The 26,135-nt window shown below is 59.1% G+C and carries 26 protein-coding genes; 10 read left to right on the top strand and 16 right to left on the bottom strand.

Features of this window, described 5'->3' with window-relative positions:
* Positions 1-75 precede the first annotated feature (75 nt).
* Genes radA through katB form a run of 3 tightly spaced genes read right to left on the bottom strand, consistent with a single transcriptional unit; the run spans position 76 to position 3,640 of the window.
* Positions 76-1,443, bottom strand: coding sequence for a DNA repair protein RadA (radA, locus tag PMI37_RS20790; RefSeq protein WP_008084632.1), 1,368 nt, complete (start codon positions 1,441-1,443; stop codon positions 76-78).
* 46 nt (positions 1,444-1,489) lie between these two features.
* Positions 1,490-2,038, bottom strand: coding sequence for an ankyrin repeat domain-containing protein (locus tag PMI37_RS20785; protein ID WP_008084631.1), 549 nt, complete (start codon positions 2,036-2,038; stop codon positions 1,490-1,492).
* A gap of 60 nt (positions 2,039-2,098) precedes the next feature.
* A complete protein-coding gene (katB, locus tag PMI37_RS20780) occupies positions 2,099-3,640 on the bottom strand; it encodes a catalase KatB (RefSeq protein ID WP_008084630.1) in 1,542 nt (513 codons plus the stop codon).
* A 286-nt stretch (positions 3,641-3,926) separates the two neighbouring features.
* On the opposite strand from katB, the gene mscL reads away from it, so the two are divergent.
* Complete coding sequence (gene mscL, locus PMI37_RS20775) at positions 3,927-4,343, top strand: large-conductance mechanosensitive channel protein MscL (RefSeq protein ID WP_008084629.1); 417 nt, start codon at positions 3,927-3,929, stop codon at positions 4,341-4,343.
* A gap of 42 nt (positions 4,344-4,385) precedes the next feature.
* Here the strand turns inward: mscL and PMI37_RS20770 are convergent, their stop codons facing one another.
* Positions 4,386-5,162, bottom strand: coding sequence for a ferredoxin--NADP reductase (locus PMI37_RS20770; RefSeq protein ID WP_008084620.1), 777 nt, complete (start codon positions 5,160-5,162; stop codon positions 4,386-4,388).
* A gap of 318 nt (positions 5,163-5,480) precedes the next feature.
* Between PMI37_RS20770 and PMI37_RS20765 the strand changes: the two genes are divergently transcribed.
* Positions 5,481-6,194: an autoinducer binding domain-containing protein gene (locus PMI37_RS20765; RefSeq protein ID WP_008084619.1), complete on the top strand. Its 714-nt coding sequence runs from the start codon at positions 5,481-5,483 to the stop codon at positions 6,192-6,194.
* A 173-nt stretch (positions 6,195-6,367) separates the two neighbouring features.
* Positions 6,368-7,492, top strand: coding sequence for a methyltransferase (locus PMI37_RS20760; protein WP_008084617.1), 1,125 nt, complete (start codon positions 6,368-6,370; stop codon positions 7,490-7,492).
* Between the two features lie 73 nt (positions 7,493-7,565).
* Here PMI37_RS20760 and PMI37_RS31425 read toward each other — a convergent pair whose 3' ends face one another.
* The 3 genes from PMI37_RS31425 to PMI37_RS20750 form a co-directional block, all read right to left on the bottom strand.
* Positions 7,566-7,733, bottom strand: coding sequence for a DUF2474 domain-containing protein (locus tag PMI37_RS31425; RefSeq protein WP_008084615.1), 168 nt, complete (start codon positions 7,731-7,733; stop codon positions 7,566-7,568).
* A gap of 70 nt (positions 7,734-7,803) precedes the next feature.
* Positions 7,804-8,811: a cytochrome d ubiquinol oxidase subunit II gene (gene cydB / locus PMI37_RS20755; RefSeq protein WP_008084613.1), complete on the bottom strand. Its 1,008-nt coding sequence runs from the start codon at positions 8,809-8,811 to the stop codon at positions 7,804-7,806.
* A gap of 3 nt (positions 8,812-8,814) precedes the next feature.
* Positions 8,815-10,260, bottom strand: coding sequence for a cytochrome ubiquinol oxidase subunit I (locus tag PMI37_RS20750; RefSeq protein ID WP_008084612.1), 1,446 nt, complete (start codon positions 10,258-10,260; stop codon positions 8,815-8,817).
* Between the two features lie 565 nt (positions 10,261-10,825).
* Between PMI37_RS20750 and PMI37_RS20745 the strand changes: the two genes are divergently transcribed.
* Together PMI37_RS20745 and PMI37_RS20740 are read left to right on the top strand one after the other, a co-directional pair.
* Positions 10,826-12,082, top strand: a complete 1,257-nt coding sequence (locus PMI37_RS20745) for an MFS transporter (RefSeq protein ID WP_008084610.1) — start codon at positions 10,826-10,828, stop codon at positions 12,080-12,082.
* On the top strand, positions 12,082-12,327 hold the full coding sequence (locus PMI37_RS20740; protein WP_008084608.1) for a HigA family addiction module antitoxin: 246 nt from the start codon (positions 12,082-12,084) through the stop codon (positions 12,325-12,327). The genes PMI37_RS20745 and PMI37_RS20740 overlap by 1 nt, the downstream gene beginning before the upstream one ends.
* Positions 12,328-12,335: 8 nt before the next feature.
* Here the strand turns inward: PMI37_RS20740 and PMI37_RS20735 are convergent, their stop codons facing one another.
* Together PMI37_RS20735 and PMI37_RS20730 are read right to left on the bottom strand one after the other, a co-directional pair.
* Positions 12,336-12,881: a DJ-1 family glyoxalase III gene (locus tag PMI37_RS20735; protein WP_008084606.1), complete on the bottom strand. Its 546-nt coding sequence runs from the start codon at positions 12,879-12,881 to the stop codon at positions 12,336-12,338.
* A 67-nt stretch (positions 12,882-12,948) separates the two neighbouring features.
* The gene (locus PMI37_RS20730; RefSeq protein ID WP_008084603.1) at positions 12,949-13,395 is read right to left on the bottom strand and encodes a DUF4879 domain-containing protein; all 447 of its coding nucleotides are present in this window, start codon (positions 13,393-13,395) and stop codon (positions 12,949-12,951) included.
* Between the two features lie 223 nt (positions 13,396-13,618).
* Here PMI37_RS20730 and PMI37_RS20725 point away from each other — a divergent pair, with 223 nt between their 5' ends.
* Entirely contained in the window at positions 13,619-14,914 is a 1,296-nt protein-coding gene (locus tag PMI37_RS20725; protein WP_008084602.1) for an NCS2 family permease, read from the top strand.
* Complete coding sequence (gene trmA, locus PMI37_RS20720; RefSeq protein ID WP_008084600.1) at positions 14,911-15,990, top strand: tRNA (uridine(54)-C5)-methyltransferase TrmA; 1,080 nt, start codon at positions 14,911-14,913, stop codon at positions 15,988-15,990. Before PMI37_RS20725 ends, trmA begins: the two co-directional genes overlap by 4 nt.
* A 55-nt stretch (positions 15,991-16,045) precedes the next feature.
* Here trmA and PMI37_RS20715 read toward each other — a convergent pair whose 3' ends face one another.
* Together PMI37_RS20715 and PMI37_RS31420 are read right to left on the bottom strand one after the other, a co-directional pair.
* On the bottom strand, positions 16,046-16,492 hold the full coding sequence (locus tag PMI37_RS20715) for a DUF2442 domain-containing protein (protein WP_008084597.1): 447 nt from the start codon (positions 16,490-16,492) through the stop codon (positions 16,046-16,048).
* Positions 16,489-16,917, bottom strand: coding sequence for a hypothetical protein (locus PMI37_RS31420; RefSeq protein ID WP_008084594.1), 429 nt, complete (start codon positions 16,915-16,917; stop codon positions 16,489-16,491). The genes PMI37_RS20715 and PMI37_RS31420 overlap by 4 nt, the downstream gene beginning before the upstream one ends.
* 314 nt (positions 16,918-17,231) lie before the next feature.
* Between PMI37_RS31420 and aroQ the strand changes: the two genes are divergently transcribed.
* Positions 17,232-17,672: a type II 3-dehydroquinate dehydratase gene (aroQ, locus tag PMI37_RS20710; protein WP_008084592.1), complete on the top strand. Its 441-nt coding sequence runs from the start codon at positions 17,232-17,234 to the stop codon at positions 17,670-17,672.
* Positions 17,673-17,677: 5 nt separating this feature from the next.
* Complete coding sequence (locus PMI37_RS20705) at positions 17,678-18,532, top strand: shikimate dehydrogenase (protein WP_008084590.1); 855 nt, start codon at positions 17,678-17,680, stop codon at positions 18,530-18,532.
* A 78-nt stretch (positions 18,533-18,610) separates the two neighbouring features.
* Here PMI37_RS20705 and PMI37_RS20700 read toward each other — a convergent pair whose 3' ends face one another.
* Entirely contained in the window at positions 18,611-19,288 is a 678-nt protein-coding gene (locus PMI37_RS20700; protein ID WP_008084587.1) for a TetR/AcrR family transcriptional regulator, read from the bottom strand.
* A 101-nt stretch (positions 19,289-19,389) separates the two neighbouring features.
* Positions 19,390-21,291, bottom strand: coding sequence for a 3-dehydroshikimate dehydratase QuiC (gene quiC, locus PMI37_RS20695; protein ID WP_008084585.1), 1,902 nt, complete (start codon positions 21,289-21,291; stop codon positions 19,390-19,392).
* A gap of 351 nt (positions 21,292-21,642) precedes the next feature.
* On the opposite strand from quiC, the gene PMI37_RS20690 reads away from it, so the two are divergent.
* Entirely contained in the window at positions 21,643-22,980 is a 1,338-nt protein-coding gene (locus PMI37_RS20690; protein ID WP_008084584.1) for an MFS transporter, read from the top strand.
* A gap of 81 nt (positions 22,981-23,061) precedes the next feature.
* Here PMI37_RS20690 and PMI37_RS20685 read toward each other — a convergent pair whose 3' ends face one another.
* From PMI37_RS20685 to PMI37_RS20675, 3 genes are all read right to left on the bottom strand, one after another.
* Positions 23,062-23,952 carry a DMT family transporter gene (locus tag PMI37_RS20685; RefSeq protein WP_008084582.1) on the bottom strand — a complete coding sequence of 297 codons (891 nt, stop codon included), beginning with the start codon at positions 23,950-23,952 and terminating at the stop codon, positions 23,062-23,064.
* A gap of 118 nt (positions 23,953-24,070) precedes the next feature.
* A complete protein-coding gene (locus PMI37_RS20680) occupies positions 24,071-24,886 on the bottom strand; it encodes a sugar phosphate isomerase/epimerase family protein (RefSeq protein ID WP_008084580.1) in 816 nt (271 codons plus the stop codon).
* 2 nt (positions 24,887-24,888) lie between these two features.
* Complete coding sequence (locus PMI37_RS20675) at positions 24,889-25,950, bottom strand: Gfo/Idh/MocA family protein (protein WP_008084579.1); 1,062 nt, start codon at positions 25,948-25,950, stop codon at positions 24,889-24,891.
* Between the last annotated feature and the right edge of the window lie 185 nt (positions 25,951-26,135).

Genomic DNA, 26,135 nt, shown 5'->3' with positions numbered 1-26,135 from the left:
AGGCTGCGATCTTTTGATCATGAAACCAAAATCAAAAGATCGCAGCCTGCGGCAGCTCCTACAGGGAATCTCTGGTTATTCGAAGAGGGCGTCGAGGGCTTGTTCGAGGCGGGTCACGGCGATGATCTGCAAGCCCGGAGGGGATTCCTTTGGTGCATTGCCCTTGGGTACGATGGCGCGTTTAAAACCGTGTTTCGCGGCTTCCTTCAAGCGCTCCTGGCCACTGGGTACAGGACGCACTTCGCCAGACAGGCCGACTTCACCGAACACCAGCAAATCATGCGGCAATGGTCGGTTGCGCAAGCTCGACATGACCGCCGCCATCAGCGCCAGGTCTGATGCCGTTTCCAACACCTTCACCCCACCGACCACGTTGAGAAACACGTCCTGATCGTGTGTCGGAATTCCACCGTGGCGATGCAAAACCGCGAGCAACATCGCCAAACGGTTCTGATCCAGACCCAACGTCACCCGTCGCGGGTTGGCCAGATGACTGTCATCGACCAGCGCCTGCACTTCCACCAGCATCGGCCGGGTGCCTTCCCACGTCGCCATCACCACACTGCCCGGGACTTCTTCCTGCGCGCGCGTAAGAAAAATCGCCGAAGGGTTGGAGACTTCTTTCAAACCCTTGTCGGTCATGCCGAACACGCCCAGTTCGTTGACCGCGCCGAAACGGTTTTTCACCGCGCGCAGCAAACGCAGACGTCCATCGGATTCGCCTTCGAAATACAGCACGGTGTCGACCATGTGTTCGAGCACGCGGGGGCCGGCCAGTGCACCTTCCTTGGTCACGTGGCCGACGAGGAAAATCGCCGTACCGCTCTGCTTGGCATAACGCACCAACAGCGCTGCACTCTCACGTACCTGAGAGACGCCGCCGGGTGCCGATTGCAATTGTTCGGTGAAGATCGTCTGGATCGAATCGATCACCATCACCTTGGGCTTTTCCTGGCGGGCAGTAGCGATGATGGTTTCAATACAGGTTTCGGTCATTACCCGCAGTTGATCCTGCGGCAAGCCGAGACGGCGGGCGCGCATGGCCACTTGCTGCTGGGATTCTTCGCCGGTGACATACAGCGCCGGCATGCTCTTGGCGAGGTTGCACAGGGTCTGCAGCAGGATCGTCGATTTACCGATGCCCGGATCACCGCCAATCAACACCACCGAACCGTCGACGAGACCGCCGCCGAGCACGCGATCCAGTTCACTGGAGGCCGTGGAAAAACGCGGAATTTCTTCGACACTGACTTCGGCCAGGGTTTTGATCTGTGCCTGCTGGCCGGTCCAGCCGGTGCGACCGGACGGCGCCGTGGCACCGCCACTTTCGATCATGGTTTCGGTCAGGGTGTTCCAGGCACCACATTCCCCACACTGCCCGGCCCACTTGGGAAAGGTTGCGCCGCACTCGGTGCAGCCGTACATGCGCTTGGCCTTGGCCATCAGAACCCCCGGAGCAAAACCGCGATGATAACGCAGACGCCGCCCGTCAGCGCGGCGCAGCCGTGCGGATTTCGCCGCTGGCCAGACGCGCGGCGCTGTTGCCCAACGGGTCTTGGGCATTCAGGTCGGCGCCCTTGGCTTTCAAGGCATCGAGCAGTTCCAGGCGCTTGAACAGCCCGGCGTACATCGCTGCCGTCTGCCCGGCACCGTTGCGCTGATCAGGGCTGCAATCGGTGGCCATCAAGCGCCGGGCAATCTGCAACTCACCTTTGAAAATGGCACCCATCAGCGCCGTATTGCCGCGCAGATCCTGAGCACAGGCATCGGCACCCGCGGCGAGCAAGCGCTCCACTGCCTGCGCCTGACCGTGATAGGCCGCCAGAATCAATGCGGTGTAGCCCTTGTCGTCATGAGTATCGAGGGCGTATCCGGACTCGATGAACGTGTCGAGCATCGGCACATCACCGCGTCGGGCCGCGTCGAAATAGTAGTCCTGCAGTTGGGCCTTGATCGCGGCCGGATCCTGCTGCTCAAGCGACGCCGCGAACACACCGGGTGACAACAGGCTGAACAGTAAAAAAAGATAAACACGCATGGGCTATGTCCTTTCACAGAAGCGGGGCCTGCCTCAGGCCCCGCCGGTACTCCATGGCTATCAGTCGACCAGTTTGGCGGCCAGGGCCTTGACCCGGCTCAGGTCACCTTTGGCCGCTTTCGTCACGCCGGTGCCGTATTCCGGATCGGCCTTATAAAGGAAGGACAGGATGATGTGCTTGCTCTCGTCATCGGTGGTTGCCAGCGAGCCGCCAAAGCTCTCAATCAGATCGCGGCGTTCCTGTTTGCTGAACGAGCGATACAGATCACCGGCCTGCTTGAAATTCTGCTCTCGAGTAATTTTCGCTTGCTGAGTATTACCAGCCAGGGCTGATTGGCTGTAACGCGCAGTTTGCGTTTCTTCACGCGGTTGCAGTCGGCTCGGCTGATAGTTCACGCCGGAGTTACTCGCGCCGACGTTCATGGCACCGTCCTGATTACCGTTATTGACGGCAACCTTCGGTGCGTTGATTGGCAATTGCAGGGCATTGGCGCCGAGGCGATACATTTGCGTATCGGCGTAGGAGAACACGCGACCTTGCAGCAAACGATCTTCGGAAGGCTCGATTCCGGGCACGACATTGGCCGGTGCCATGGCCACTTGCTCGGTCTCCTGGAACACGTTCGCAGGATTGCGATTGAGCACCATTTGTCCAACTTTTCGCTCAGCAACACCCGGCCAGATCTTGGTGGCGTCCAATGGATCGAAATCAAACTTGGACAAATCCTGCGGATTCAGTACCTGGACGTACAAGTCCCACTTGGGGAAATTACCTTTATTGATATTCGTCACCAAGTCATTGGTCATATGGCTGTAGTCCTGACCTTGAACTTTCGCAACCTCTTTGGGTGACAGGTTTTTTATACCCTGCAAACTCTTCCAGTGAAACTTGACGTAGTGCACTTCGCCTTTGCCATTGACCAACTTGTAGGCGTGCACACCATTACCGTCCATTTCACGATAACTGGCGGGCGTACCGGAGTTGGAATACAACTCGGTTAATGTCCGGGTGGCTTCCGGTACATGCGAGAAGAAATCAAAACGACGCGAATCATCATCGAGGTTAGTTCGCGGATCGGGTTTGAAGGCATGGACCATGTCGGGAAACTTGATCGCATCTCGAATAAAGAACGTCGGAAAGTTATTGCCGACCAGGTCCCAGTTGCCGTCAGCGGTGTAGAACTTGGTGGCGAAACCACGCGGATCCCGCAGGGTTTCCGGCGAGTGGTTGCCGTGGACCACCGCCGAGAAGCGCACGAACACCGGGGTGCTCTGGCCGGCAGCAAATACCTTGGCCTTGCTCAGGTCACTGAGGTCATTGGTCACGGTGAACGTGCCATGAGCACCGGTACCGCGGGCATGCACCACGCGCTCGGGAATGCGCTCACGGTCGAAGCGCTGCAACTTCTGAATCAGTTGCACGTCCTGCAACAGCACCGGGCCGTTGGCGCCGGCCGTTTGCGAGTTCTGGTTGTCACCGACCGTTGCGCCGTTATCGCGGGTCAGCGGCGCGGCGTTGACGGAAAAGCTCAGGAGGCTGGCGGTGAGTACGCCAAGGGTGCGGCGATGGGGAAAAGCCCCTAAGCCAAGTGATGAAGTCATATCAGGATCCTCTGGTTGTTTTGGGCGCATCCAGATGCGCCAACCAGAGGCTAGAGGTCCTGCACCGAGAACATAAATAGAATGTTCCCACGCGGGCGATGGAAAAAAATGGCTTCCTGTTCAGCGGGTTAAGGCGTATTTCGCGCGCGATTAGTGGCACTTTGCAAACTAATCGTCGATTCTTGTGTCGATAAAAACGGGCATTGTAAGAAGGTGTTTCGCGCAGGACGCGTTTTGCTGATTTACACTGCGTACACCAAACTCATCTGTAACAAGGAAATAACCTATGGGCGTGCTAAGTGAGTTCAAGGCCTTCGCGGTCAAAGGCAATGTGGTCGACATGGCCGTCGGTATCATCATCGGTGCGGCCTTCGGCAAGATTGTTTCGTCGTTTGTCGGTGACGTCATCATGCCGCCGATCGGCCTGTTGATCGGTGGGGTGGACTTCAGTGACCTTGCCGTCACGCTCAAGGCCGCCGAAGGCTCGGCGCCTGCGGTGGTGCTGGCCTATGGCAAATTCCTCCAGACTATTCTGGATTTCGTGATCGTCGCTTTCGCCATCTTCATGGGCGTCAAAGCTATCAACCGCCTCAAGCGCGAAGAGGCCGTGGCCCCTAGCCTGCCACCGGTTCCGACTAAAGAAGAAGAGCTGTTGGGCGAGATCCGCGACCTGCTCAAGGCGCAGAACAACCGGCCGCAATAAACCGGCCAGTACAAAAAACGGCGCCTGGTGGCGCCGTTTTTTTTACCAGTAGTTTTCCACGGCGACCTGGCCGGGCCGGCGGGTCAGGCTCAAACTCATGTGCCGCTGTTTGAGCAACGCGCGAGTGTCGTCGATCATCTGCGGATTGCCGCACAACATGACCCGCGAATGCTCCGCCGACAGCTCCACGCCTGCCGCGCGCTCCAGCTCGCCGTTTTCGATCAACGTGGTGATCCGGCCATTCAGCGCGCCCGGATGCGCTTCACGGGTCACGGTCGGGATGAACTGCAACTTGTGGGCGTAGTCAGCCAGATAATCCCGCTGCGTCAGCTCGGCAATCAGCTGTTGATAAGCCAGCTCTCGCGCCTCGCGCACGCTGTACACCAGAATGATCCGCTCGAATTTCTCCCACACCTCGAAGTCCTGCAGGATCGACAGAAACGGCGCGACACCGGTGCCTGTGGATAACAACCACAGGTCGCGCCCGTCGACGAAGCGATCAAGGGTCAGATAACCGAAGGCCTGACGCTCCACCAGCAAGGTATCCCCCACCTCGAGACGGCTCAGCTCACTGGTGAACTCGCCCCCCGGCACGACGATGGAAAAGAACTCGAGAAATTCGTCAAACGGTGAAGACACCATCGAGTAGGCACGCCAAACCGTGCTGCCGTCAGCCTTGGTGACGCCGAGCCTGGCGAACTGACCGGCGCGAAATCTGAAGCCCGCGTCGCGAGTGGTACGCAAGGTGAACAGATTTGGCGTCAGCGGCTGTACATCGAGCAGGGTCTGGCGAGTGAACTTGTCTGCGCTGGCAGTCATGTGGGCGCTCCATTTGGCGGTTGTCCTAGTCTCTCGCAAAGAAGTGCAGGTTAAAACCGCCATTTTGTAGTGGTATTACGCAGCGTTTCATCTAACTAGAACAACGCGTACTAATTACACAACTAACCAGAAAGAACATTTGCCTATTAAAATGTCGACCTTCATATAAGCGACAAGTACGCTAATAGCGTTTTATCCAAATACACCCACTTTTAAAGAGCAAAAAAATTCACACCACTCTGTAGGAAGCGTCCTACACTCGATTTCGTGCGTATTGGATCCATCGCACCCCCAAGCAAAATACATGGAGCGTTCGAAATGGAATTGTGGAAGGAATCGCAGTTGAGGCAGCTGTCTTTTGCACGAGGGATAGATACTGCTTACCCGATTTTGGAGAACTTCTCGAAGAACATCGGCTTCAACTTTTGCGCCGTCACGGTTGACTCAACCCATCATCAACCACATTTCAAGACGTTGGAAATCAGTAACTACTCCAACGACTGGAAGCGCCAATGCAAAGAGGACAATGACCACGAAGCCGATCCGGTCATCGCCCATTGCAGAAACTCGATGCTGCCGTTGGTATGGAGCAAAAGCGCCTACGCCAATGCGCCCAACCTCTGGCGGGCCTTACAGCAGGAAGGGCTTCGATACGGTTGGTCGCAGTCTTTTCATAATGAGGAACAAGCGGTCCGCAGCACCCTCAGCCTGGCGAGAAAAGATTGCGAGATCAGTCCGCTGGAGCTTTATGAACATGTGGGTTACATGCACTTTGTCACCAGCCATTTGACCGAGCTTTTCATCAGTACCCTGCCCCCCCGGGCCTGCAAACCGAAACCGGCCCATTTGTCGCCGCGAGAGCTGGAGGTGCTGCAACTGTCCGCCTCCGGCAAAACCGCTTGCGAGATCGCCCTGATCCTCAGCCTCAGCGAGCGCACCGTGAACTACCACGTACAGAACATCATCGTGAAGCTCAACGTCTGCAACAAGATTTCTGCGGTGATTGCCGCGGCCCGAGCCGGAATCATCTGATTGCCCGAGCATCCACCCGGCTGAAAACTTGCAAGTATTTACAGTGAAAAAAAAGTACCATTTGTGACCTTCCTGAGTGATAACGCGCGCGTTGCGTGTTGCTGTGCACTCGGTCGGTTCCGCCGCACATCAGGGCTGCGGGACACCCCTCGATTACCCTGAGTCCCCGCCCCATGCCTTTGCTCGATACCCCTTTCGCCCAACTCGATCTGATCCGCCAGCCCGAGCAGCAGAACGAACCGCTGCAAGCCTTCGATGCTGCCGACGAATACCTGCTCAATCATCTGGCCGCGCAACAGCCGGCGGCGAGCACGCGTGTGCTGGTGCTCAATGACAGCTTCGGCGCACTGGCAGCCAGCCTTCTCGGCAAGGTCGACGTGAGCAGCAGCGGTGACTCGTTTCTGGGCTTTCAAGGCCTGGAAAAAAATCTGCTGCGCAACGGCCAGGCGTTCGACGCGATTCGCCCGACACCTGCCAGCGCGCCTTTGATCGGGCCATTTGACCGGGTATTGATCCGTGTGCCGAAAACCCTCGCACTGCTGGAAGAGCAACTGATTCGCCTGCAGGGGCAACTCGCCCCCGGAGCCGAAGTGGTCGCGGCCGCCATGGTCAAGCACTTGCCACGTGCCGCCGGCGATTTGCTGGAGCGCTACATTGGCCCGGTACAAGCCTCTCTGGCGGTGAAAAAAGCTCGACTGCTGATCGCTACGCCGCAGGCCAAAGCCGCCGCCGTCTCGCCCTACCCGACGCGTTATCGTCTCGACGAGCCAGCGATCGAACTGCTCAACCACGCCAACGTGTTCTGCCGCGAAGGCCTGGACATCGGCACCCGCGCGTTCCTTCCGCACCTGCCGAAAAACCTTGGCCATGCGCGCGTCGCCGATCTTGGCTGCGGCAACGGTGTATTGGCGATTGCCAGTGCCCTGCAAAACCCCGACGCGCAGTACACGCTGGTCGACGAGTCGTTCATGGCGGTGCAATCGGCCGCTGAAAACTGGCAAGCCGCCCTGGGTGATCGCGACGTCATCGTACGGGCCGGCGATGGCCTGGCCGGGCAGGAGGCGCAATCGCTGGACGTGGTGCTGTGCAATCCGCCGTTCCATCAACAGCAAGTGGTCGGCGATTTCCTCGCCTGGCGCATGTTCCAGCAGGCCCGCGAGGCGCTGGTAGTGGGCGGTGCGTTGTACATCGTCGGCAACCGTCATCTGGGTTATCACAGCAAGCTGGCGCGGCTGTTCCGTGGCGTCGAGCAAGTGGCGGCGACACCGAAGTTCGTGATTCTCAAAGCCCGTAAATAATCCTCAAGGCAAAAAAAACCCTCCGTGAGGAGGGTTGCAAAGCCGTACCCGAAGGCGCCGGGACGGGGATGATTCAGTGCGTGGTCAGACCTGCGGCATTCATGAACATGCGCATCAGGCTGGCGACGATGAACAGCGCGCCGACACTGCCGACCCAGATCAGGGCCAGCCAGCCGAGCCGCTGCCACAGCGGTTTTTTTTCGGCTTGTTCAATGTCGTGCAGGGAATGTTTGCCGGTCATTGTTGCGATCCTCAGTCAGATCGATGGCGCCGCTACCGACGCCATCGCGGGCAAGCCCGCTCCCACAGGTTTAGTGATAGCCGTCTTCGTGGGTGACCTTGCCGCGGAACACGTAGTAGCTCCAGAAGGTGTAGCCCAGGATGAACGGAATAATGAACAGCGTGCCCACCAGCATGAAGCCCTGACTTTGCGGCGGTGCGGCGGCGTCCCAGATCGAGATCGACGGCGGCACGATGTTCGGCCACAGGCTGATGCCCAAGCCGCTGTAGCCGAGGAAAATCAGCACCAGCGTCAGCAGGAATGGCGTGTAGTTGGCGTTACGCGCCACCGCGCGGATCAGGCCGTACATCGTCACCAGCACCAGAATCGGCACCGGCATGAACCAGAACAGGTTAGGCATGCTGAACCAGCGCGAGGCAATTTCCGGGTGAGCCAGCGGCGTCCACAGGCTGACGACACCGATCACCGCCAGCAGCACGAACGCCAGAGGCCGGGCCAGATTGTGCATCTGTTCTTGCAGCTTGCCTTCGGTCTTCATGATCAGCCAGGTGCAGCCGAGCAAGGCATACGCCACCACCAGTGCGGCACCGCAGAACAGCGTGAACGGCGTCAGCCAGTCCAGTGAGCCGCCAGCAAACTGCCGATTGACCACCGGCAAACCGTCGATGAACGCGCCCAGCGCCACGCCCTGGAAGAACGTCGCCGCCACCGAACCGCCGATGAACGCCTTGTCCCACAGGTGACGCTTGTCGTCCTTGGCTTTGAAGCGGAACTCGAAGGCCACACCGCGGAAGATCAAACCGATCAGCATGAAAATCAGCGGTAGATACAGCGCCGACAACACCACCGAATAAGCCAGCGGGAACGCGCCAAACAACGCCGCGCCACCCAGTACCAGCCAGGTTTCGTTGCCGTCCCAGACCGGGGCGACGGTGTTCATCATCACGTCACGGTCGACCTTGCCGGGGATGAACGGGAAGAGAATCCCGATGCCCAGGTCGAAGCCGTCCATGACCACGTACATCATGATGCCGAAGATGATGATCACGGCCCAGATCAGCGGAAGATCAATACCCATGGCTCAAATCTCCTTGGTCAGGCTGGGGGTGTCGTCGTGATCGGCGTCGGCCGAATCGTCGGCGGCGGACAACGGACGCGCCGGTGTACGCTGCTTGCCTGGCCCACCGTCGGGCGTTTCTGCGCCTTCGCTGATCTTCGGCCCTTTGCGCACCAGGCGCATCATGTAGCCAAGACCGGCACCGAACAGCGCGAAATACACCACCACAAACATGATCAGCGTGATGCTCATCTGCATGAAACTGTGGTTGGAAGACGCATCCGCCGTGCGCATCAGCCCGTAGACCACCCACGGCTGACGGCCGATTTCAGTGGTGAACCAGCCCGCCAGAATCGCGATCAGTCCGGATGGCCCCATCCACAACGCCAGATAGAGGAATGGCCGCGACGTGTAGAGCGTGTCGCGTTTACGCAGCCACAGACTCCACAGACCGGTGAAGATCATCAGGAAGCCGAGGCCGACCATGACCCGGAACGACCAGAACACGATGGTCGAATTCGGCCGGTCTTCCGGTGGGAATTCCTTGAGCGCCGGCACCTGTTTGTCCAGCGAGTGGGTGAGGATCAGGCTGCCGAGGTAGGGGATTTCCACAGCGAACTTGGTCTTCTCTTCTTTCATGTCCGGCCAGCCGAACAGGATCAGCGGCGTCGCTTCGTCACCGTGGTTTTCCCAGTGACCTTCGATCGCAGCGATTTTTGCCGGTTGATGCTTGAGCGTATTCAGACCATGGAAGTCGCCGATGACCGCCTGGATCGGCGCGACAATCAGCGCCATCCACATCGCCATCGAGAGCATGGTGCGAATCGCCGGGTTGTCCTTGCCGCGCAGCAAATGCCAGGCCGCCGAGGAGCCGACGAAGAATGCCGTGGCCACAAACGCCGCCGTCGCCATGTGCATCAGGCGGTACGGGAACGACGGGTTGAAGATGATCGCCAGCCAATCGGTCGGAATCACCTGGCCGTTGATGATTTCAAAGCCTTGCGGGGTCTGCATCCAGCTGTTGGACGCGAGAATCCAGAAGGTCGAAATCAGCGTGCCGATGGCTACCATGACGGTGGAGAAGAAGTGCAGCCCGCGCCCGACCTTGTTCCAGCCGAACAGCATGACCCCAAGGAAACCGGCCTCGAGGAAGAATGCCGTGAGTACTTCATAGGTCAGCAACGGCCCGGTGACGGCACCGGCGAAGTCCGAGAAACGACTCCAGTTGGTGCCGAACTGATAGGCCATGACCAGCCCCGAAACCACGCCCATGCCGAAGTTGACGGCAAAGATCTTCGACCAGAAATGGTAGAGGTCACGGTAGGTGTCGTTGCGGGTTTTCAGCCACAGGCCTTCGAGTACGGCGAGGTAACTCGCCAGACCGATGGTGATGGCCGGGAACAGGATGTGGAACGAGATGGTGAACGCGAACTGAATTCGGGCGAGATCTAGTGCCTCTAAACCGAACATATGGCTTCCTCTGTCAGGTAATACCGGCTGTGGGGCTTGTGGCCCCTGCGCCTACTGCCCCCACGGATATGGAGTGCGGCGAATTCTGATTCGTTCTTTTTAAACAACCATCGCAACGCAGGGAGTCTGGCCAACTGGCCGCCGGATCAATTCCGTCTGGGGTCTTGATCTGGATCAAGCAACGTTGAAAGAGTAGTCCCATTTTTGCCGATGAACTGCGTGGTCGTTTGCCGCGTGACAAGTTGCCTCATAACCGTGGGGAAACTTTGCAACAAATCCTCAGAACCATGTGATGGGGGGCAACAACAAATGAACCCTGTGGCGAGGGGATTTATCCCCGTTGGGCTGCGAAGCGGCCCCGAATCCATCCAACGCGTTTTTTTCAGTTCAATCGCGTCGCCCAATTTGGGGCTGCTGCGCAACCCATCGGGGATAAATCCCCTCGCCACAGGGTTGCTGGGTTAAAGAAATAGATGTCTGGCTAACTAAATTTTTTGTCATAGCAACTTCCTGTTACAGACTGGTGATAATCTCGCGGTTCCCCCCGAACCAGACCTGCCCTCAGATGCCCAGCCAAGAGCCCCTGCTGTTACGTCACCATCGCCCTTTCCTTGCGTTCTGGCTGGCGCGGATTTTCACCGCCAGCGGTTTCCAGATGCTCACCGTGGCAATTGGCTGGAACCTCTATCAACTGACCGGCAACGTCCTCGATCTGGGGCTGGTCGGTCTGGTCGAATTCGCCCCGCGCGTGCTGTTCATGCTGCACACCGGGCATGTCGCCGACCGCTATGACCGACGCAAGGTCGCGGCGATCTGTCAGTCATTGCAGGCGTTGATTGCCTTGGCGCTGGCCATCGGCAGCGCCACCGATCATGTCACTCGCGAGATGATCTTCATTCTCGCCTTCCTGCTCGGCGCGGCGCGCTCCTTCGAAATGCCCACCACTCAGGCGCTGCTGCCGAGCATCGTCCCCAGCGCGCTGTTCCCCCGCGCGGTGGCGGCGGCGCAATCGGCGCAACAGTCGGCAACCATCGTCGCCCCGGCGCTGGGCGGTTTGCTTTACGCGTTCGGTAGCGTCTGGGTCTATGGCCCGACGGTGCTGCTCTACGTCATTGCCTGCACCTTGATGCTCAATCTGCCCGCGCGGCAAACGCCGTTGAACAAAGGCAAAGCCACGCTGGATTCGTTGCTCGCGGGGATTCGCTTCATTCGCAGCCGCCCGGACATTCTCGGGGCGATTTCGCTGGACCTGTTCGCGGTGCTCCTTGGCGGTGCGACGGCGTTGTTGCCGGTGTTCGCCAAGGACATCCTGCTGACCGGGCCGTGGGGCCTCGGCCTGTTGCGTTCGGCACCGGCGGTCGGCGCGCTGGCGATGTCGCTGTTCCTCGCGCGGTTTGCGGTGGAACGCAATGTCGGTCGGGTGATGTTCACCGCAGTCGGCATTTTCGGCGTGGCGACCATCGCCTTCGGCCTGTCGACCTCGTTCTGGTTCTCGTTGGCGGTGCTGGTGGTGCTCGGCGCGGCGGACATGATCAGCATGGTGATCCGCGCCTCTTTCGTGCAACTGGAAACCCCGGACGAAATGCGCGGCCGGGTCAGTGCGGTGAACGGCTTGTTCATCGGCGCCTCGAACCAGTTGGGCGAATTCGAATCCGGGCTCACCGCCCACTGGTTCGGCACCGTACCGGCGGTGGTCATGGGCGGGATCGGCACGCTGGTGGTGACGGGGACGTGGATCAAGTTGTTTCCGACGCTGGCTAATCGCGATCGGATGCATGTGCCGGTGGAAGAAGTGCGCCGCACCCCGGTGAAACCCTGCTGATGGATATTTTGCCCGAGCCAGGTATCAGCGTTACCGAATTGGCACGGCATCTGGACTTCGCACGCCCACATCTTTCACGCGTATTGCACGGACATGCCCCGATCAGCCCGGATCTGGCCGTAAGACTTGTGCGTGCCGGCATTGGCAAGGCGCGCGTGTGGCCAGGCGTCCAAACTGACTACGATCTGTGGCAAGCGGAGCATCGAGAACAACCGGTGATTGAACCTATCGCGGCACACGCCTGAGAACGCCCCTACAAATCCCCCGCCACTTTCGCTCGCAAGGCCTTGCCGCCGAGTTGTTCGACCAGCGTCAGGGCAAACTCCAGGGCTGCGCCGGAGCCTTGCGCGGTGATGCAGTTGCCGTCGACGACGACCGGTTGATCAACAAAAGAGCAGCCTGACAGTTGATGGCTGGCGCTGGGCAAACAGGTCATGCGCCGCTGGCGCAATACGCCGAAGGCTTGCAGGGCGACGGCCGGGGCTTCGGCGATGGCGGCGAACAGGCGTCCGGCGCTGGCTTGATCCTTGAGCAATTGTTGCAGAGGTTGATGCGCGGCCAGATGCTGCGTACCGACGGCGCCGCCGGGCAGGACGATCAGATCGAAAGTCTGCGCCAGCACATCGATCAACATGCCGTCGGCGGTCAGGCGCGTACCGCGAGCGCAGGTCAACATGCGCCTTCCCTCGATGCTGGCGGCGACCACTTCGATGCCGGCGCGGCGCAGCACATCCATCAGGGTCACGCTTTGCAGATCATCGATGCCCTCGGCGAGGGTAATCAGGGCTCTAAAGGTCATGGGCGCTGTCCGCTGGGTGATCCTCACAGCGTAGTCAGCTTTGCCCGGCCCTGTTCAGCGACAGGCGTTACTTGATGTAAAGCTGCGTCGACATCCTGTTGCCCGGCGCGTTGATCGACGTGTTGCTGAAAGTAAAGAGGCCATCCTGTTTACCGGCCAGGTCGAGCACATACAGATAGCCCACGGTATTGCGGCCAACCGTGCATTCGGTCAGGTTGCCGTTGTCGTAGGCACAGACCGGCGTTCGTGTGCCGTTGATTTCAAAACCGTCAAGTGCCACATGCGCTTCGCGGCCATAACCGACTTCCAGCACGTAGACCTTGATATTCGGACCACTGTGATCGCAGCGCGTCTGTTCCTGGCCCTCCGCGATGTCTTCAAAGCCGCACTTGGGCGACTCGACCTTCAACACCTTCAACTGGCTCAAGGGCGGCGCCGACGCAGCCCAGGCACCTGACGCTGCGGTCATCAAAACGGCGATCAACCCGAAAGCCTTCATCCAGCGCTTGCTCATACGATCCCTATCCCCCGAAAAAACAGCGCGCAGTATGGCGCAGTTGGCCGCGAGGCAAAACTTCGCCGACGATCGACACCAACAACCGCCATATTCCTCACGCTGCTGGTATGATGCGCGGCTTTTTCCGGCCCACCACAATTTTCCAGGCGCTTGCGACGGTCTGTGCTTTGCTGTTGAGGTCGATACATTCACGGCGCCACGCGCGCCACGGGGAGCAGACATGCTGGAAAGGCTGTTTCAACTCAAGGCACACAACACCAACGTGCGCACCGAGATTCTGGCGGGCATCACGACTTTCTTGGCCATGGCCTACATTCTGTTCGTCAACCCGAGCATTCTCGGCGAGACCGGCATGGACAAGGGCGCGGTGTTTGTCGCCACCTGTCTGGCCGCCGCGATCGGTTCGACAATCATGGGCCTGATCGCCAACTACCCGATTGCACTCGCACCGGGCATGGGCCTGAACGCCTTCTTTACCTACACCGTGGTCCTGCACATGGGCCACACCTGGCAAGTCGCGCTGGGCGCGGTGTTTATCTCGGCCGTGTGCTTCTTCCTGCTGTCGATCTTCCGCATCCGTGAATGGATCATCAACAGCATCCCGCTGCCGCTGCGTTCGGCGATTGCTGCCGGTATCGGCCTGTTCCTGGCGCTGATCGCCCTGCACAACGCCGGCATCGTGGTCAGCAACCCGGCAACCATGGTCGGCCTCGGTGACTTGAAAGCCCCGGCACCGATCCTCGCCACCCTCGGCTTCGCCCTGATCGTCGCGCTCGAAGCGTTGAAAGTGCGCGGTGCGGTGCTGATTGGCATTCTGGCAGTGACCATCGTCTCCATCGTGATGGGCTTCACCCCGTTCAACGGCGTGACCTCGATGCCACCCTCGCTGGCGCCGACCTTCATGCAACTGGACATCAAAGGCGCACTGGACATCGGTCTGGTCAGCGTGATCTTCGCCTTCCTGTTCGTCGACCTGTTCGACAACTCCGGCACCCTGATCGGCGTCGCCAAGCGCGCCGGCCTGATGGGCAAGGACGGCCACATGCCGAAAATGGGTCGCGCACTGATCGCCGACAGCACCGCGGCCATGGCCGGCTCCCTGCTGGGCACGTCGACTACCACCAGTTACATCGAGTCCGCAGCCGGCGTCAGTGCCGGCGGCCGTACTGGCCTGACGGCCGTGGTTGTCGCAATCCTGTTCCTGCTGGCGCTGTTCTTCTCGCCTCTGGCGGCCAGCGTTCCAGCATTCGCCACCGCGCCAGCGCTGCTGTTCGTCGCCGTGTTGATGACTTCGGGCCTGGCGGAAATAGACTGGGACGACATCACCGTCGCCGCGCCAGTCGTGGTGACCGCGCTGGCCATGCCGTTCACTTACTCGATCGCCAACGGCATCGCCTTCGGTTTCATTTCCTGGACCGTGATCAAGCTGCTGTCCGGCCGTGCCCGTGAGCTGAACCCGGCGCTGGTGATTCTGTCGATTCTGTTCGTGATCAAGTTGGGTTGGTTCAACGCATGACATTTGATTCCCAGGCTTACGCCGAGCAACTTGAAGCCAAGGTCACGCGTTTGCGGGACCTGCTGGCGCCGTTCGATGCCCCCGAGCCGACCGTGTTCGACTCGCCGTTGCAGAACTTCCGTCTGCGCGCCGAATTCCGCCTGTGGCGCGAGGGCGGTGATCGGCATTACGCAATGTTCGCTCAGGACGACAAACGCACGCCGATCCTGATCGAAGAATTCCCGATTGCCAGCCTGCGCATCAACCAGTTGATGCCGCAGCTGAAAGCGGCGTGGCAGGCCAGTTCGGCATTGAGCCACAAGCTGTTTCAGGTTGAATTCCTGACCACGCTGTCCGGCGATGCAATGATCACCCTGTGCTACCACCGTCCACTGGACGCGCACTGGCAGGCTGCTGCAACTCAGTTGTCGGCAGATCTGGGCGTCAGCATCATTGGTCGTTCGAAAGGCAAACGCGAAGTGCTTGGCCTCGATTACGTGGTCGAGAAACTTGACGTCGGCGGTCGCACGTTCAGCTATCGCCAGCCGGAAGGTGCGTTCACCCAGCCGAACGGCACCGTGAACCAGAAGATGCTCAACTGGGCGTATGAAGCACTCGGCGATCGCACTGACGACTTGCTGGAGCTGTATTGCGGCAACGGCAACTTCACCCTGCCGCTCGCCACCCGCGTGCGCAAAGTGCTGGCCACCGAAATCAGCAAGACCTCGGTCAACGCGGCACTGAGTAACCTCAGCGAAAACGCTGTGGATAACGTCACCCTGGTGCGTTTGTCCGCCGAAGAACTGACCGAAGCGCTCAACGAAGTGCGCCCGTTCCGTCGCCTGCAAGGCATCGACCTGAAGAGCTACGAGTTCGGCAGCGTCTTCGTCGACCCGCCACGCGCCGGTATGGACCCGGACACCTGCGAGCTGACCCGGCGTTTCGACAACATCCTGTACATCTCCTGCAACCCGGAAACCCTGGCGGCCAACATCGCCCAGTTGCACGACACGCACCGCATTACAAAGTGCGCGTTGTTCGACCAGTTCCCGTGGACGCATCACATGGAATCGGGTGTGTTGCTGACCCGGCGCTGAGTGCAGTAGCCTGATACGAAAAAGCCGTCGTGATTGACGGCTTTTTTGTGGGTGTTTACAACGCGGGATCGGCCTTGCGTGGTCGCCCGCCCTTTTTGCCATTCGCTCGAGCAGCTTCGGACTTCGCAGCACTGCTTTGACGACCGTTACGTGAAGCAACCACCGACGCAGCCATCCTCATGAGTGACGGGCTCGCTGAAATCATCCCGGCAATGGAAACGTCAAGGTCTTTGCCCTCATGGCAAAGCGCAGTGCCTGCGAAGCCGACTGTCAGCCCCTCGTAGTCGCCTGCATCAAACCCGTCAAACTCTGGATACTGGTTCACCGGAAGCAACACACCGCTGCCATCCTCAAAACGGATGACCAGAGATGATTCTTCAAAGGTTACGGAGACAGCCTGCAAGCTACTCGCTCGGCGTGCCTCCCCTTGCAGGATGGCGGCGTCGATCATCTCCTCCGTCAGGGGACGATGTGTGGATGGCTTAGCCTTGATGACTTTCATAAATCGATTTCCACTCCTTCCAATGCGCCTATCAATGTCAGAAGAGTTTTGCCCTCTTCTGGCAGATAACGCGCCGATCCCACTCTGTATGTCGTGTCAGTGACGAGTTTCATCCCCAGCACTTCGTTTGAATGGCTGTCCCACAATTGATTGTCGAGACAGACAGTTTGCAATCTTGACCACCAGATCCCGCGTGCTCGTCGCAGATGAGCAGGCTGCTCAAGAGATCGACGCAAGCCTTCCAGCACGGTTAACGGTGGTCGACGAGAAAGCGGCATGACATCCCAAAGCTCAATATCGTTGTGCCAGAAACTGAACTGTAATCGGGCGCTCCAGCTACCTGCATTGACGTGAACGTGCGGGGGGCAATGCTCATCTCGCAACATGATGACAATCGACAATCCTTTGTAGCTGCACACCTTCATGCTAACCCATCCGTTAGGTTAATAAGTTTCAGAATTCAAGACTCCTTTCAAATCCGACGACTGGTGATCGGCACATGACGTTTCACCGCTTTTCAGGCTAGCGTCGTAACAGGTCATGAGCCGGTCAATCTCCAGTGAAAAACGTAAGCAAAGCTGTCGTCATATCTGGATAACTGTTGCTTCTGTGCGATCACCGAACATAAAACACCACGTGCATTTTTGTTCAATTGACCATGGTAACCATCTAGTACATTTTATCTCCACAGGCCGAAACCTCTGGCCAAAGCCAAAAACAATAAGTGGAGTTACCCCTCATGCCCCCTATCGTTCTGGTGCTCAACGGCCCGAACCTGAACCTGCTCGGCACCCGCGAGCCGGCGACTTACGGTCACGAAACCCTGGCGGACATCTCGGCGCTATGCGGACGTGCGGCTGAAGAGTTCGGCCTGGCGGTGGAGTTTCGCCAGACCAATCACGAAGGCGAACTGCTCGACTGGATTCACGCGGCTCGCGGTCGTTGCGCCGGGATCGTGATCAATCCGGCCGCGTGGACGCACACTTCGGTGGCGATTCGCGACGCGCTGGTCGCAAGCGAATTGCCGGTGATCGAAGTGCACTTGTCCAACGTCCATGCCCGCGAACCGTTCCGTCATCACTCGTTTGTCTCGGCGATCGCCACGGCAGTGATGGCCGGGTTTGGCAGCCATGGCTATCGCCTGGCACTGGAACATTTCAGTCAACGGCTGAAGGGGTGAATCGTATGTCCCGTGGCAACGTAATACTCGCCGGACTGATCGGCGCCGGTATTCAGGCTTCACGCACGCCGGCACTGCATGAACATGAAGGCGACGCGCAAGACATGCGCTACCTGTATCGATTGATCGATCTCGATCAATTGAAAATGGACACCACCGCCCTGCCCGACCTGCTGCTGGCGGCCGAGCGGATGAACTACACCGGGTTGAACATTACCTTTCCGTGCAAGCAGGCAATCATCCCGCTGCTCGATGAACTGTCAGCGGAAGCCCGCTGCATCGGCGCCGTGAACACTGTGGTGTTGAGGGACGGCAAACGTGTCGGGCACAACACCGATTGCCTCGGTTTCGCCGAGGGTTTTCGCCGTGGCTTGCAGGACGCCGCCCGTGAGCGTGTGGTCCAGATGGGCGCCGGCGGCGCAGGCGCGGCAGTGGCCCACGCCCTGTTGAGCGAAGGCGTGCAGCAGCTGAGCATTTTTGATGTCGACACTGCGCGCGCAGAAAGTCTGGCGAACAACCTCAATCAGCATTTCGGCTTCGGTCGTGCGGTGGCCGGGCATGATCTGCCGAGTACGCTGAATCTGGCCGACGGTCTGGTCAATACCACGCCAATGGGCATGGCCAAACTGCCGGGCATGCCGGTGCCGGTCGAGCTGCTGCGCAAGGAATTGTGGGTGGCGGAGATTGTGTATTTCCCGCTGGAAACCGAGCTGCTGCGCAACGCCCGCGCGCTGGGTTGCCGGACGCTGGATGGCGGCAACATGGCGGTGTTTCAGGCGGTGAAGGCGTTTGAATTGTTCAGCGGCGTGGTGCCGGATGCGCAGCGGATGCTCGCGCATTTTCAAAGCATGAACAGCTGAAGATCAAAAGATCGCAGCCTGCGGCAGCTCCTACAGGGATCGGTGTAGGAGCTGCCGAAGGCTGCGATCTTTTGATTGTCAAGCTTGCAGGTAACGCAACACCGATTCGCAAATCATCTCGCGATGACGCTGTTTGATGCCTTCATCCGGCAGATCAATCTGGAAGATCTCGCCAAATGTGTGCCGGTTCGACACGCGATAGAAGCAGAACGAGCTGATCAACAAATGCACATCCAGCGCATCGAGCCCCGCACGGAACACACCTTCATCAGCACCGCGACGCAGAATCTCGCCGAGTGAATCGAGGATGGTGTTGTTCATCGCCTTGATCGCATCGGAACGCTTTACGAATTCAGCGTTGTGAATATTTTCGATACTGACAATGCGCACGAAATCGACGTTGCGGTCGTGGTGATCGAAGGTGAATTCGACCAGTCGGCGAATCGCCTCCACCGGCGGCAACTCGGCCAGGTGCAGCCGGTTTTCGGTGTTGCGGATATCGCCGTAAAGCTTCTCCAGCACCTCGACGTACAACTGCTCTTTACTGCCGAAGTAGTAATAGATCATGCGCTTGGAGGTGTGAATGCGCTCGGCAATCGCGTCGACGCGGGCACCGGACAAGCCCTGCTGGACGAACTCGACGATCGCCTCCTGCAGGATGTTCTCGCGGGTCTTTTCCGGGTTGTTCTTGCGACTCTTGCGCGGCTCTACAGCGGACACTTCAGGAGCTGCGGTAAGTTCTGTATTCATCGTCATTGCGGGCTCACGGCCATCACTGCACAGGCGGCGATTATGGGCCGCGCCGCACAGTGAAGGAAGCCGCGCGAGCCGTGTTTAATCCCGCGTTTACGAATTTCCTACAACTTCGCCTGGCGAACGGCGCCACTGCGTGATTTGGCCATTGCCGCCAAACGTACCGCGACATTCGCTGCGCCGTAACCGGCATAGCCGTTTTTACGCTGAATGATCTCGAAGAAGAAGCGCCCTTCGAACGGCTCGGTGTACACGTGAAACAACTCGCCGCCCTGCGCGTCACGATCATAGAGCACGTTGTAATACGCCAGCTCGCTGAGGAATTCGTCGTCGAAATCAAAACGTGCAGCGAGGTCGTCGTAATAGTTGAGCGGGATATCCAGCAGCGGTACGCCGGCTTCTTTGGCGCGACTGACTTCGGCGAAGATGTCGTCACAATCGAAGGCGATGTGATGCACACCGGAGCCACGATAACTCGACAGCGCGTGGGAAATGGCGGTGTTGCGGTTCTCGGAAATGTTCAGCGGCAAGCGGATCGAGCTGTCGCGACTGCGCAGTGCGCGGCTCTTCACCAAACCGTACGGGTCGGGCAACACAACTTCGTCGTCCGCCTCGAAATCCAGCAGGCTCTTATAGAACAACACCCAACTGTCGAGACTGTCGGCCGGCAACGCCATGGCCATGTGGTCGATGCGCTTGAGGCCGCCACGGGACGGGGCATCCGCCAGCAGATTGAAATCGGTACCGTAGACATCAGCCTGTTCATCCACCAGATAAATCAGGCTGCCGTCGGGAGCGCGCACTGCCGCCAATTCCAACTCGTTGGGGCCGACCAGTCCGCGATACGGCTGACCTTTGTAAGCCACGGCGCGGGCCAAAGCACTGGCGCTGTCCTTGACCCGCACAGCGGTGGCGCACAACGACGGACCGTGGGCTTCGAAAAAGCTGTGCGCAAAAGAATACGGTTCGGAGTTGAGGATCAGGTTGATGTCGCCCTGACGCAGCAGGCTCACGCTCTTGGAACGATGCTGCCCGGCCTTGACGAACCCGAGGCGCTCCAGCCAGTTCGACAGCTTGGCGCCGAGGCTTTCATCGACGGCAAACTCCAGAAACTCGATGCCGTTATATTCGCTAGCCTTCGGCGTTTCAAAAAGGATTTCACGGTCGGCCACAGGCGTCGCTTCCTGTTCCAGACGCTGGCGAGTCTTCTCTTCCAGATACAGCAGCGAACGCAAACCGTCAGCGGCATTCGCCCGTGGCGGTGCGGCGCGGAAACCGTCGTTGAAGATTTCCAGCGACAGCGGCCCGGTATAACCGCTCTGGATGATCGGCGCGAGGAAACCCGGCAGATCGAATTCGCCCTGCCCCGGGAAGCAGCGGAAATGCCGGCTCCACTCCAGCACGTCCATGGCCAGAATCGGCGCGTCAGCCATTTGTACGAAAAAGATCTTGTCGCCGGGAATGTCGGCGATTGCGCGGGGATCGCCCTTCAACGACAGCGTATGAAAGCTGTCGAGCAAAACCCCAAGGCTTGGGTGATCAGCCTGACGCACGATGTTCCAGACCTGTTGATAAGTGTTCACATGACGGCCCCACGCCAGCGCTTCGTAACCAATGCGCAAGCCACGCGCACCGGCGCGTTCGGCCAGCAGGCGCAGGTCATCGACTAGAATTTGTTGATCGCCGACGCTGTCGGCCGAGGCGTTGCTGCAGACCAGCACCAGGTCGGTGCCGAGTTCCTGCATCAGGTCGAACTTGCGTTCGGCGCGCTCAAGATTGCGTGCCAGGCGATCGCGGCGGCAGCCTTCGAAATCGCGGAACGGCTGGAACAGGGTGATGGCGATGCCGAGGTCGGCGCACATCTGTTTAATTTCCCGTGGACTGCCGTCGTAGTACAGGAGGTCGTTTTCGAATATCTCCACCCCGTCGAACCCGGCGGCGGCAATGGCTTCGAGTTTTTCCGGCAGGGTGCCGCTCAAGGAAACGGTGGCAATGGAACGCTGCATGCTTCAACTCCCGGACTGCGCCGCTTTAATGTAGGAGCTGCCGCAGGCTGCGATCTTTTGATGTTGCATTTCAGATCAAGATCAAAAGATCGCAGCCTGCGGCAGCTCCTGCATGGGATGGGTTTTTATAGTAGGGAAATTATTGGCTGCATCGAACGTGGCAGCAATTTAAAGTGTACTACCCGGTTAGTTTTGCGTGCGATTATCGAACACAATGGCGGTTTGGCGAATTGACGATTTTTCGTCCACTGCCCAACATCGACCGCACATTGAGTCCGGATCTGAACCACCGGTCGCAGCGTGCACAGAAAAAAGCACACCAAATAACAAATCCAAAAACGGGTGGAACACATGATTCCTTCACAGACTTCCCGCATGGCCCCGGCCATGAGCACTGCCTCAGGTGGCATCGGCGACAAGATCCGCGGCGCCATGGCCGTCGGCAAGACCCGTTGGGGCATGCTGGCGCTGGTGTTTTTCGCCACCACCCTGAACTACATCGACCGCGCCGCCCTCGGCGTCATGCAGCCAATCCTCGCCAAGGAAATGAGCTGGACGGCGATGGATTACGCCAACATCAACTTCTGGTTTCAGGTCGGCTACGCGATCGGTTTCGTCCTGCAAGGACGGTTGATCGACCGGGTCGGCGTCAAACGCGTGTTCTTCTGCGCCGTGTTGCTGTGGAGCCTGGCCACCGGTGCCCACGGTCTGGCGACATCGGCCGTCGGTTTCATGGTCTGCCGGTTCATCCTCGGCCTGACGGAAGCGGCGAACTACCCGGCCTGCGTGAAAACCACGCGCCTGTGGTTTCCGGCCGGCGAACGTGCAGTCGCCACCGGCATCTTCAACGCCGGCACTAACGTCGGCGCGATGTTCACGCCAATGTTGCTGCCACTGGTCCTGCACGTCTGGGGCTGGCAAGCGGCGTTCCTGTGCATGTCGGCACTCGGCGGCATCTGGTTGCTGTTCTGGGGCTTGAAATACTTCAACCCGGAAGATCACCCGACCGTGAAACAGTCCGAACTGGACTACATCCAGCAGGAAGTTGAACCGGAACAGGCTCGCGTACCGTTCTCGAGAATCCTGCGCATGCGCGGCACCTGGGCCTTCGCCATCGCTTATGCGCTGACCGCGCCGGTGTTCTGGTTCTACCTGTACTGGCTGCCGCCGTTTCTCAATCAGCAATACAACCTGGGTATCAACGTCACCCAGATGGGTATTCCGCTGATCATCATCTACGTGACGGCTGACTTTGGCAGCGTCGGTGGCGGGATTCTGTCTTCGTTCCTGATCGGTCGCGGGATGAACTCGATCAAGGCGCGGCTGCTGTCGATGTTGCTGTTCGCCTGCTGCATCATCGGCGTGATCATGGCGGCTGGCTCGGCCAATCTGTGGGTGGCAGTGGCGGCGATTTCTCTGGCGATCGGCGCGCATCAGGCCTGGACCGCGAACATCTGGAGCCTGGTGATGGACTACACGCCCAAGCACATGATGAGCACGGTGTTCGGTTTCGGCGGCATGTGCGCAGCGATCGGCGGAATGTTCATGACCCAGATCGTCGGCCATATCCTTACCGTCACCAACAACAACTACACCGTATTGTTCACCCTGATTCCGGCGATGTACTTCATTGCGCTGACCTGGATGTACTTCATGGCCCCGCGCAAAATCCCGACCGTCACCGAATAAACCCATGTAGGAGCTGCGGCACGCTGCGATCTCTTGATCTTGAAGATCAAAAGATCGCAGCCTCGTTTCACTCGTCAGCTCCTACAGGGGTTTGTGTTTTCGGCTTTGCTGCCACGCTGCTGCCAGTCCACTGCAGCAGATCACCGCGATACCGATGGTCGTCAACAGACTCGGCGTGTGATTGAACAGCAGCCAGCCCAACAACCCTGCAAACACGATCTGGCAATACCCGAACGGCGCCAGCAACGCCGGCGCGGCATGGCGGAACGCCTGGGTCAGGAACAAATGCGCGGTCATCCCGCAACTGCCCAGCGCCAGCATCAGCCCGGCATGAGTCAGCGTCGGCACCTGCCAGAAGAACGGCACCAGCGCACTCATCACCAGCGTGTTACACAGCCCGGCGAAAAAGTTACTGGTGGTCGGGCTGTCGACTTCTGCCAGCTTGCGCGTGAGCAATTGATAAAAGCAGAAAAACAGCGCCGAACAGAACGGCAGAAGCACCGCAGGAGTGAACAGTTCACCGCCCGGATGAACGATGATCAGCACGCCGATAAAACCGCAGATCACCGCGATCCATTGGCCGCGTGTCACGCGCTCCTTGAGCAGTGGCACTGACAATGCCGTGACCAATACCGGCGCAAGAAAGTTGACCGCCGTGGCTTCCGCCAGCGGGATGTACAGCAGCGCCGTGGTGAAAAACAGGCTGGTGCCGAGTAGGCAAAGTGCCCGAACCAGCTGCCATAACGGCTTCTTGGTACGTAGGACGCGCAACCCCGACTGCGGCAGAAAAATCCCCGCCATCAGTAAGGTGTGCACCAGATAGCGCGCCCAGACCACCATCACGATCGGGTAGAAACCGGACAGGTATTTCGACAGTGCGTCGTGACTGGAAAACAGAAAGGTCGCCACGACGATCAGCAAGATGCCCTTGAAGGGTTGATTGACACCGGAGAGCGGGGTGCTGACGGTCATTGGGTTTCCTTGTGGTGCCGAAAAAGATCAAAAGCTTCGCGGGCAAGCCTTGCTACTACAGGGGTTGGGTAAACCCCGTAGGAGCAAGGCTTGCCCGCGAACAGGTGCGCAGCACCGCTTACAGTCGCGCCAACAACGCTCGAGTTTTATCAATCGCCATCTGCGCCCGCCGCAATCCGCTCACGCCCTGCTCCAGCAGTTTCACCGTGGGAATTTCCAGGCTCAGTGGAATATTAGTCGGCAGCGCTTTCAACAACCCGAGCAGATCGCAATCGCCCTCGCCGGGAAACCGTCGCTCGTTGCGCGCCTGACGCAAGATCTCGGCCATGTCTGACGGCCTCGGCCCCGCGACATCACATAATTGCGCATATCGCAGGCGCGACGCAGGCACATCTGCCAGATCCTCCAGCCGTGACGCCGAACGATCAAAATGAAACGCGTCGACCAGCACCGCAGCATTTTCCCGATCAGCGTTTTCAACAATGCGCAGCGCTTGCTCAAGATTGCGCGCATCCGTCCAGGGCATGAACTCCAGGTGCGGATGCAACCCGTACGGCGCCGCCAGATCACACAGCGCCGCAAAATTATCGGTAAGCCGCTGCTCGTCAGGATCGTTACCGGCGACCAGCAATTCAGTAGCGCCAAATTCCGCACCGACCGTAAGAAGTTTCTCGAAGTCGGCCACCACGGTTTGCGGTTTCAGACGGAGGATTTCCACGTCGAGCACACGGATACCGCTATCGCGCAACTGCGCCAACGTCCGACGACGCAAGTCGCCATCGGCTACCAATGGAAAGTGATATTCCTCAGGCGTTGCCGGTTCCAGGCGCAGACCGACATGGCTATAACCGGCGCGTGCAGCGACTTCGACCATTTGCGGTGGCGACAACTCCAGCACGGTAAGGCTGGCCAGGGACAGGATGCGTTCGCTCATGTTCAAGCCTCGATCAGTGCAGGGGCGCAAGCACGGCCGGTAGCGGCGGCGGCGCGAATGGCTTCAATCAGTGCAAGGGTGCGGGCGGCGTCGGCCGCACTGACCAGCGGCTCGACTTCACGCCGCACCACGCGTACGAAATGCTCTAACTGCAAACGTAAAGCGTCGTCACCGCTGTAGGACTCTTGCACCACCTGTAACGGTTCATGCCAACCGGCATCCACCTGATCAGCGGCGTAATGCCAGTGCTTGAGCTGCGGAATACTCAATGCGCCGGCGGTCCCGGCCAGCAAGTAACACGGCTGATCGGCCTGACGCGGATACACCGGGTTTTCGCCGGAGTCCAGCTCCCAACTCCACGGCGCGGCGACCGCATCCGAACCGCTCAACGTACCCAATGTGCCGCCCGCGAATTGCAGCAACACCGCTGCGCTGTCTTCATTGGCAAAACCCCGCACAGCGTTGTCGGTGAACGCTTGCACCGAGCGCACTTCACCGCACAGATGCCGGAGCAAATCGAGGTCGTGGATAAGGTTGGTCAGCAACATGCCGGCGCCCGGTTCACGACGCCACGGGATCTCGAAATAGCTGTCCGGTTTGCGCAACTGGAACAGCCCGGTGACCGTGGTCAGACGCCCGAGCGCGCCGCTCTGCACCAGTTCATGGGCTCGCACGATCAGCGGATTGTGCCGTCGGTGATGGCCGACCAATACCGGCACGCCACTGCTTTTGACCGCCGCGACCAACACGCGCGCTTCATCGAGGTGCACGCCGACCGGTTTTTCCAGCAACACCGGTACGCCCGCCGCCAGGCAATCGAGGGCCGTGCTGACATGTTGATTATTCGGATTGGCGACGATCACCGCGTCTGGCCTGATCTGCTCGAGCATCTGACGGTGATCAGCGAAATGCCTTACACCCCACTCAGCCGCCAGGGCTGCGGCTTGCGACCCAGGATCAGCCACTGCGCACAGCGTCGCTTCGCTCAGGGTTTGCAGGTGTCGATAATGTTGCTGGCCCATGTTGCCGGCGCCGATCAGGGCGATTCGAAGGGGCGAATTCAAGGCGCGATCCTCTTGTGATTGTTATTGGAATACCACTCCAGCAACAATTTAGAACCGAGTTCCAGAATCAAAAACACGCCAATCCGAAAACCGTGCGAACACCGCACAACTTTTCCCCTGTAGGAGCTGCCGCAGGCTGCGATCTTTTGATGCTGTCTTTAAAAACAACATCAAAAGATCGCAGC

It is taken from the genome of Pseudomonas sp. GM80 (assembly GCF_000282515.1).
GTDB lineage: Bacteria > Pseudomonadota > Gammaproteobacteria > Pseudomonadales > Pseudomonadaceae > Aquipseudomonas.
Note: the sequence above shows the minus strand (reverse complement) of the source record. Positions and strands in the feature narration are given on the sequence as shown.

Coding starts and splice junctions, on each gene's coding strand:
- PMI37_RS31425 (WP_008084615.1), bottom strand. CDS start 7,733: ATGACCGGCAAACATTCCCTGCACGACATTGAACAAGCCGAAAAAAAA.
- PMI37_RS20760 (WP_008084617.1), top strand. CDS start 6,368: ATGCCTTTGCTCGATACCCCTTTCGCCCAACTCGATCTGATCCGCCAG.
- cydB (WP_008084613.1), bottom strand. CDS start 8,811: ATGGGTATTGATCTTCCGCTGATCTGGGCCGTGATCATCATCTTCGGC.
- katB (WP_008084630.1), bottom strand. CDS start 3,640: ATGACTTCATCACTTGGCTTAGGGGCTTTTCCCCATCGCCGCACCCTT.
- PMI37_RS20735 (WP_008084606.1), bottom strand. CDS start 12,881: ATGACCTTTAGAGCCCTGATTACCCTCGCCGAGGGCATCGATGATCTG.
- PMI37_RS20740 (WP_008084608.1), top strand. CDS start 12,082: ATGGATATTTTGCCCGAGCCAGGTATCAGCGTTACCGAATTGGCACGG.
- mscL (WP_008084629.1), top strand. CDS start 3,927: ATGGGCGTGCTAAGTGAGTTCAAGGCCTTCGCGGTCAAAGGCAATGTG.
- aroQ (WP_008084592.1), top strand. CDS start 17,232: ATGCCCCCTATCGTTCTGGTGCTCAACGGCCCGAACCTGAACCTGCTC.
- PMI37_RS20700 (WP_008084587.1), bottom strand. CDS start 19,288: ATGACGATGAATACAGAACTTACCGCAGCTCCTGAAGTGTCCGCTGTA.
- PMI37_RS20705 (WP_008084590.1), top strand. CDS start 17,678: ATGTCCCGTGGCAACGTAATACTCGCCGGACTGATCGGCGCCGGTATT.
- quiC (WP_008084585.1), bottom strand. CDS start 21,291: ATGCAGCGTTCCATTGCCACCGTTTCCTTGAGCGGCACCCTGCCGGAA.
- PMI37_RS20725 (WP_008084602.1), top strand. CDS start 13,619: ATGCTGGAAAGGCTGTTTCAACTCAAGGCACACAACACCAACGTGCGC.
- trmA (WP_008084600.1), top strand. CDS start 14,911: ATGACATTTGATTCCCAGGCTTACGCCGAGCAACTTGAAGCCAAGGTC.
- PMI37_RS20680 (WP_008084580.1), bottom strand. CDS start 24,886: ATGAGCGAACGCATCCTGTCCCTGGCCAGCCTTACCGTGCTGGAGTTG.
- PMI37_RS20745 (WP_008084610.1), top strand. CDS start 10,826: ATGCCCAGCCAAGAGCCCCTGCTGTTACGTCACCATCGCCCTTTCCTT.
- PMI37_RS20765 (WP_008084619.1), top strand. CDS start 5,481: ATGGAATTGTGGAAGGAATCGCAGTTGAGGCAGCTGTCTTTTGCACGA.
- PMI37_RS20690 (WP_008084584.1), top strand. CDS start 21,643: ATGATTCCTTCACAGACTTCCCGCATGGCCCCGGCCATGAGCACTGCC.
- PMI37_RS20730 (WP_008084603.1), bottom strand. CDS start 13,395: ATGAGCAAGCGCTGGATGAAGGCTTTCGGGTTGATCGCCGTTTTGATG.
- PMI37_RS20770 (WP_008084620.1), bottom strand. CDS start 5,162: ATGACTGCCAGCGCAGACAAGTTCACTCGCCAGACCCTGCTCGATGTA.
- PMI37_RS20750 (WP_008084612.1), bottom strand. CDS start 10,260: ATGTTCGGTTTAGAGGCACTAGATCTCGCCCGAATTCAGTTCGCGTTC.
- PMI37_RS31420 (WP_008084594.1), bottom strand. CDS start 16,917: ATGAAGGTGTGCAGCTACAAAGGATTGTCGATTGTCATCATGTTGCGA.
- PMI37_RS20685 (WP_008084582.1), bottom strand. CDS start 23,952: ATGACCGTCAGCACCCCGCTCTCCGGTGTCAATCAACCCTTCAAGGGC.
- PMI37_RS20785 (WP_008084631.1), bottom strand. CDS start 2,038: ATGCGTGTTTATCTTTTTTTACTGTTCAGCCTGTTGTCACCCGGTGTG.
- PMI37_RS20715 (WP_008084597.1), bottom strand. CDS start 16,492: ATGAAAGTCATCAAGGCTAAGCCATCCACACATCGTCCCCTGACGGAG.
- radA (WP_008084632.1), bottom strand. CDS start 1,443: ATGGCCAAGGCCAAGCGCATGTACGGCTGCACCGAGTGCGGCGCAACC.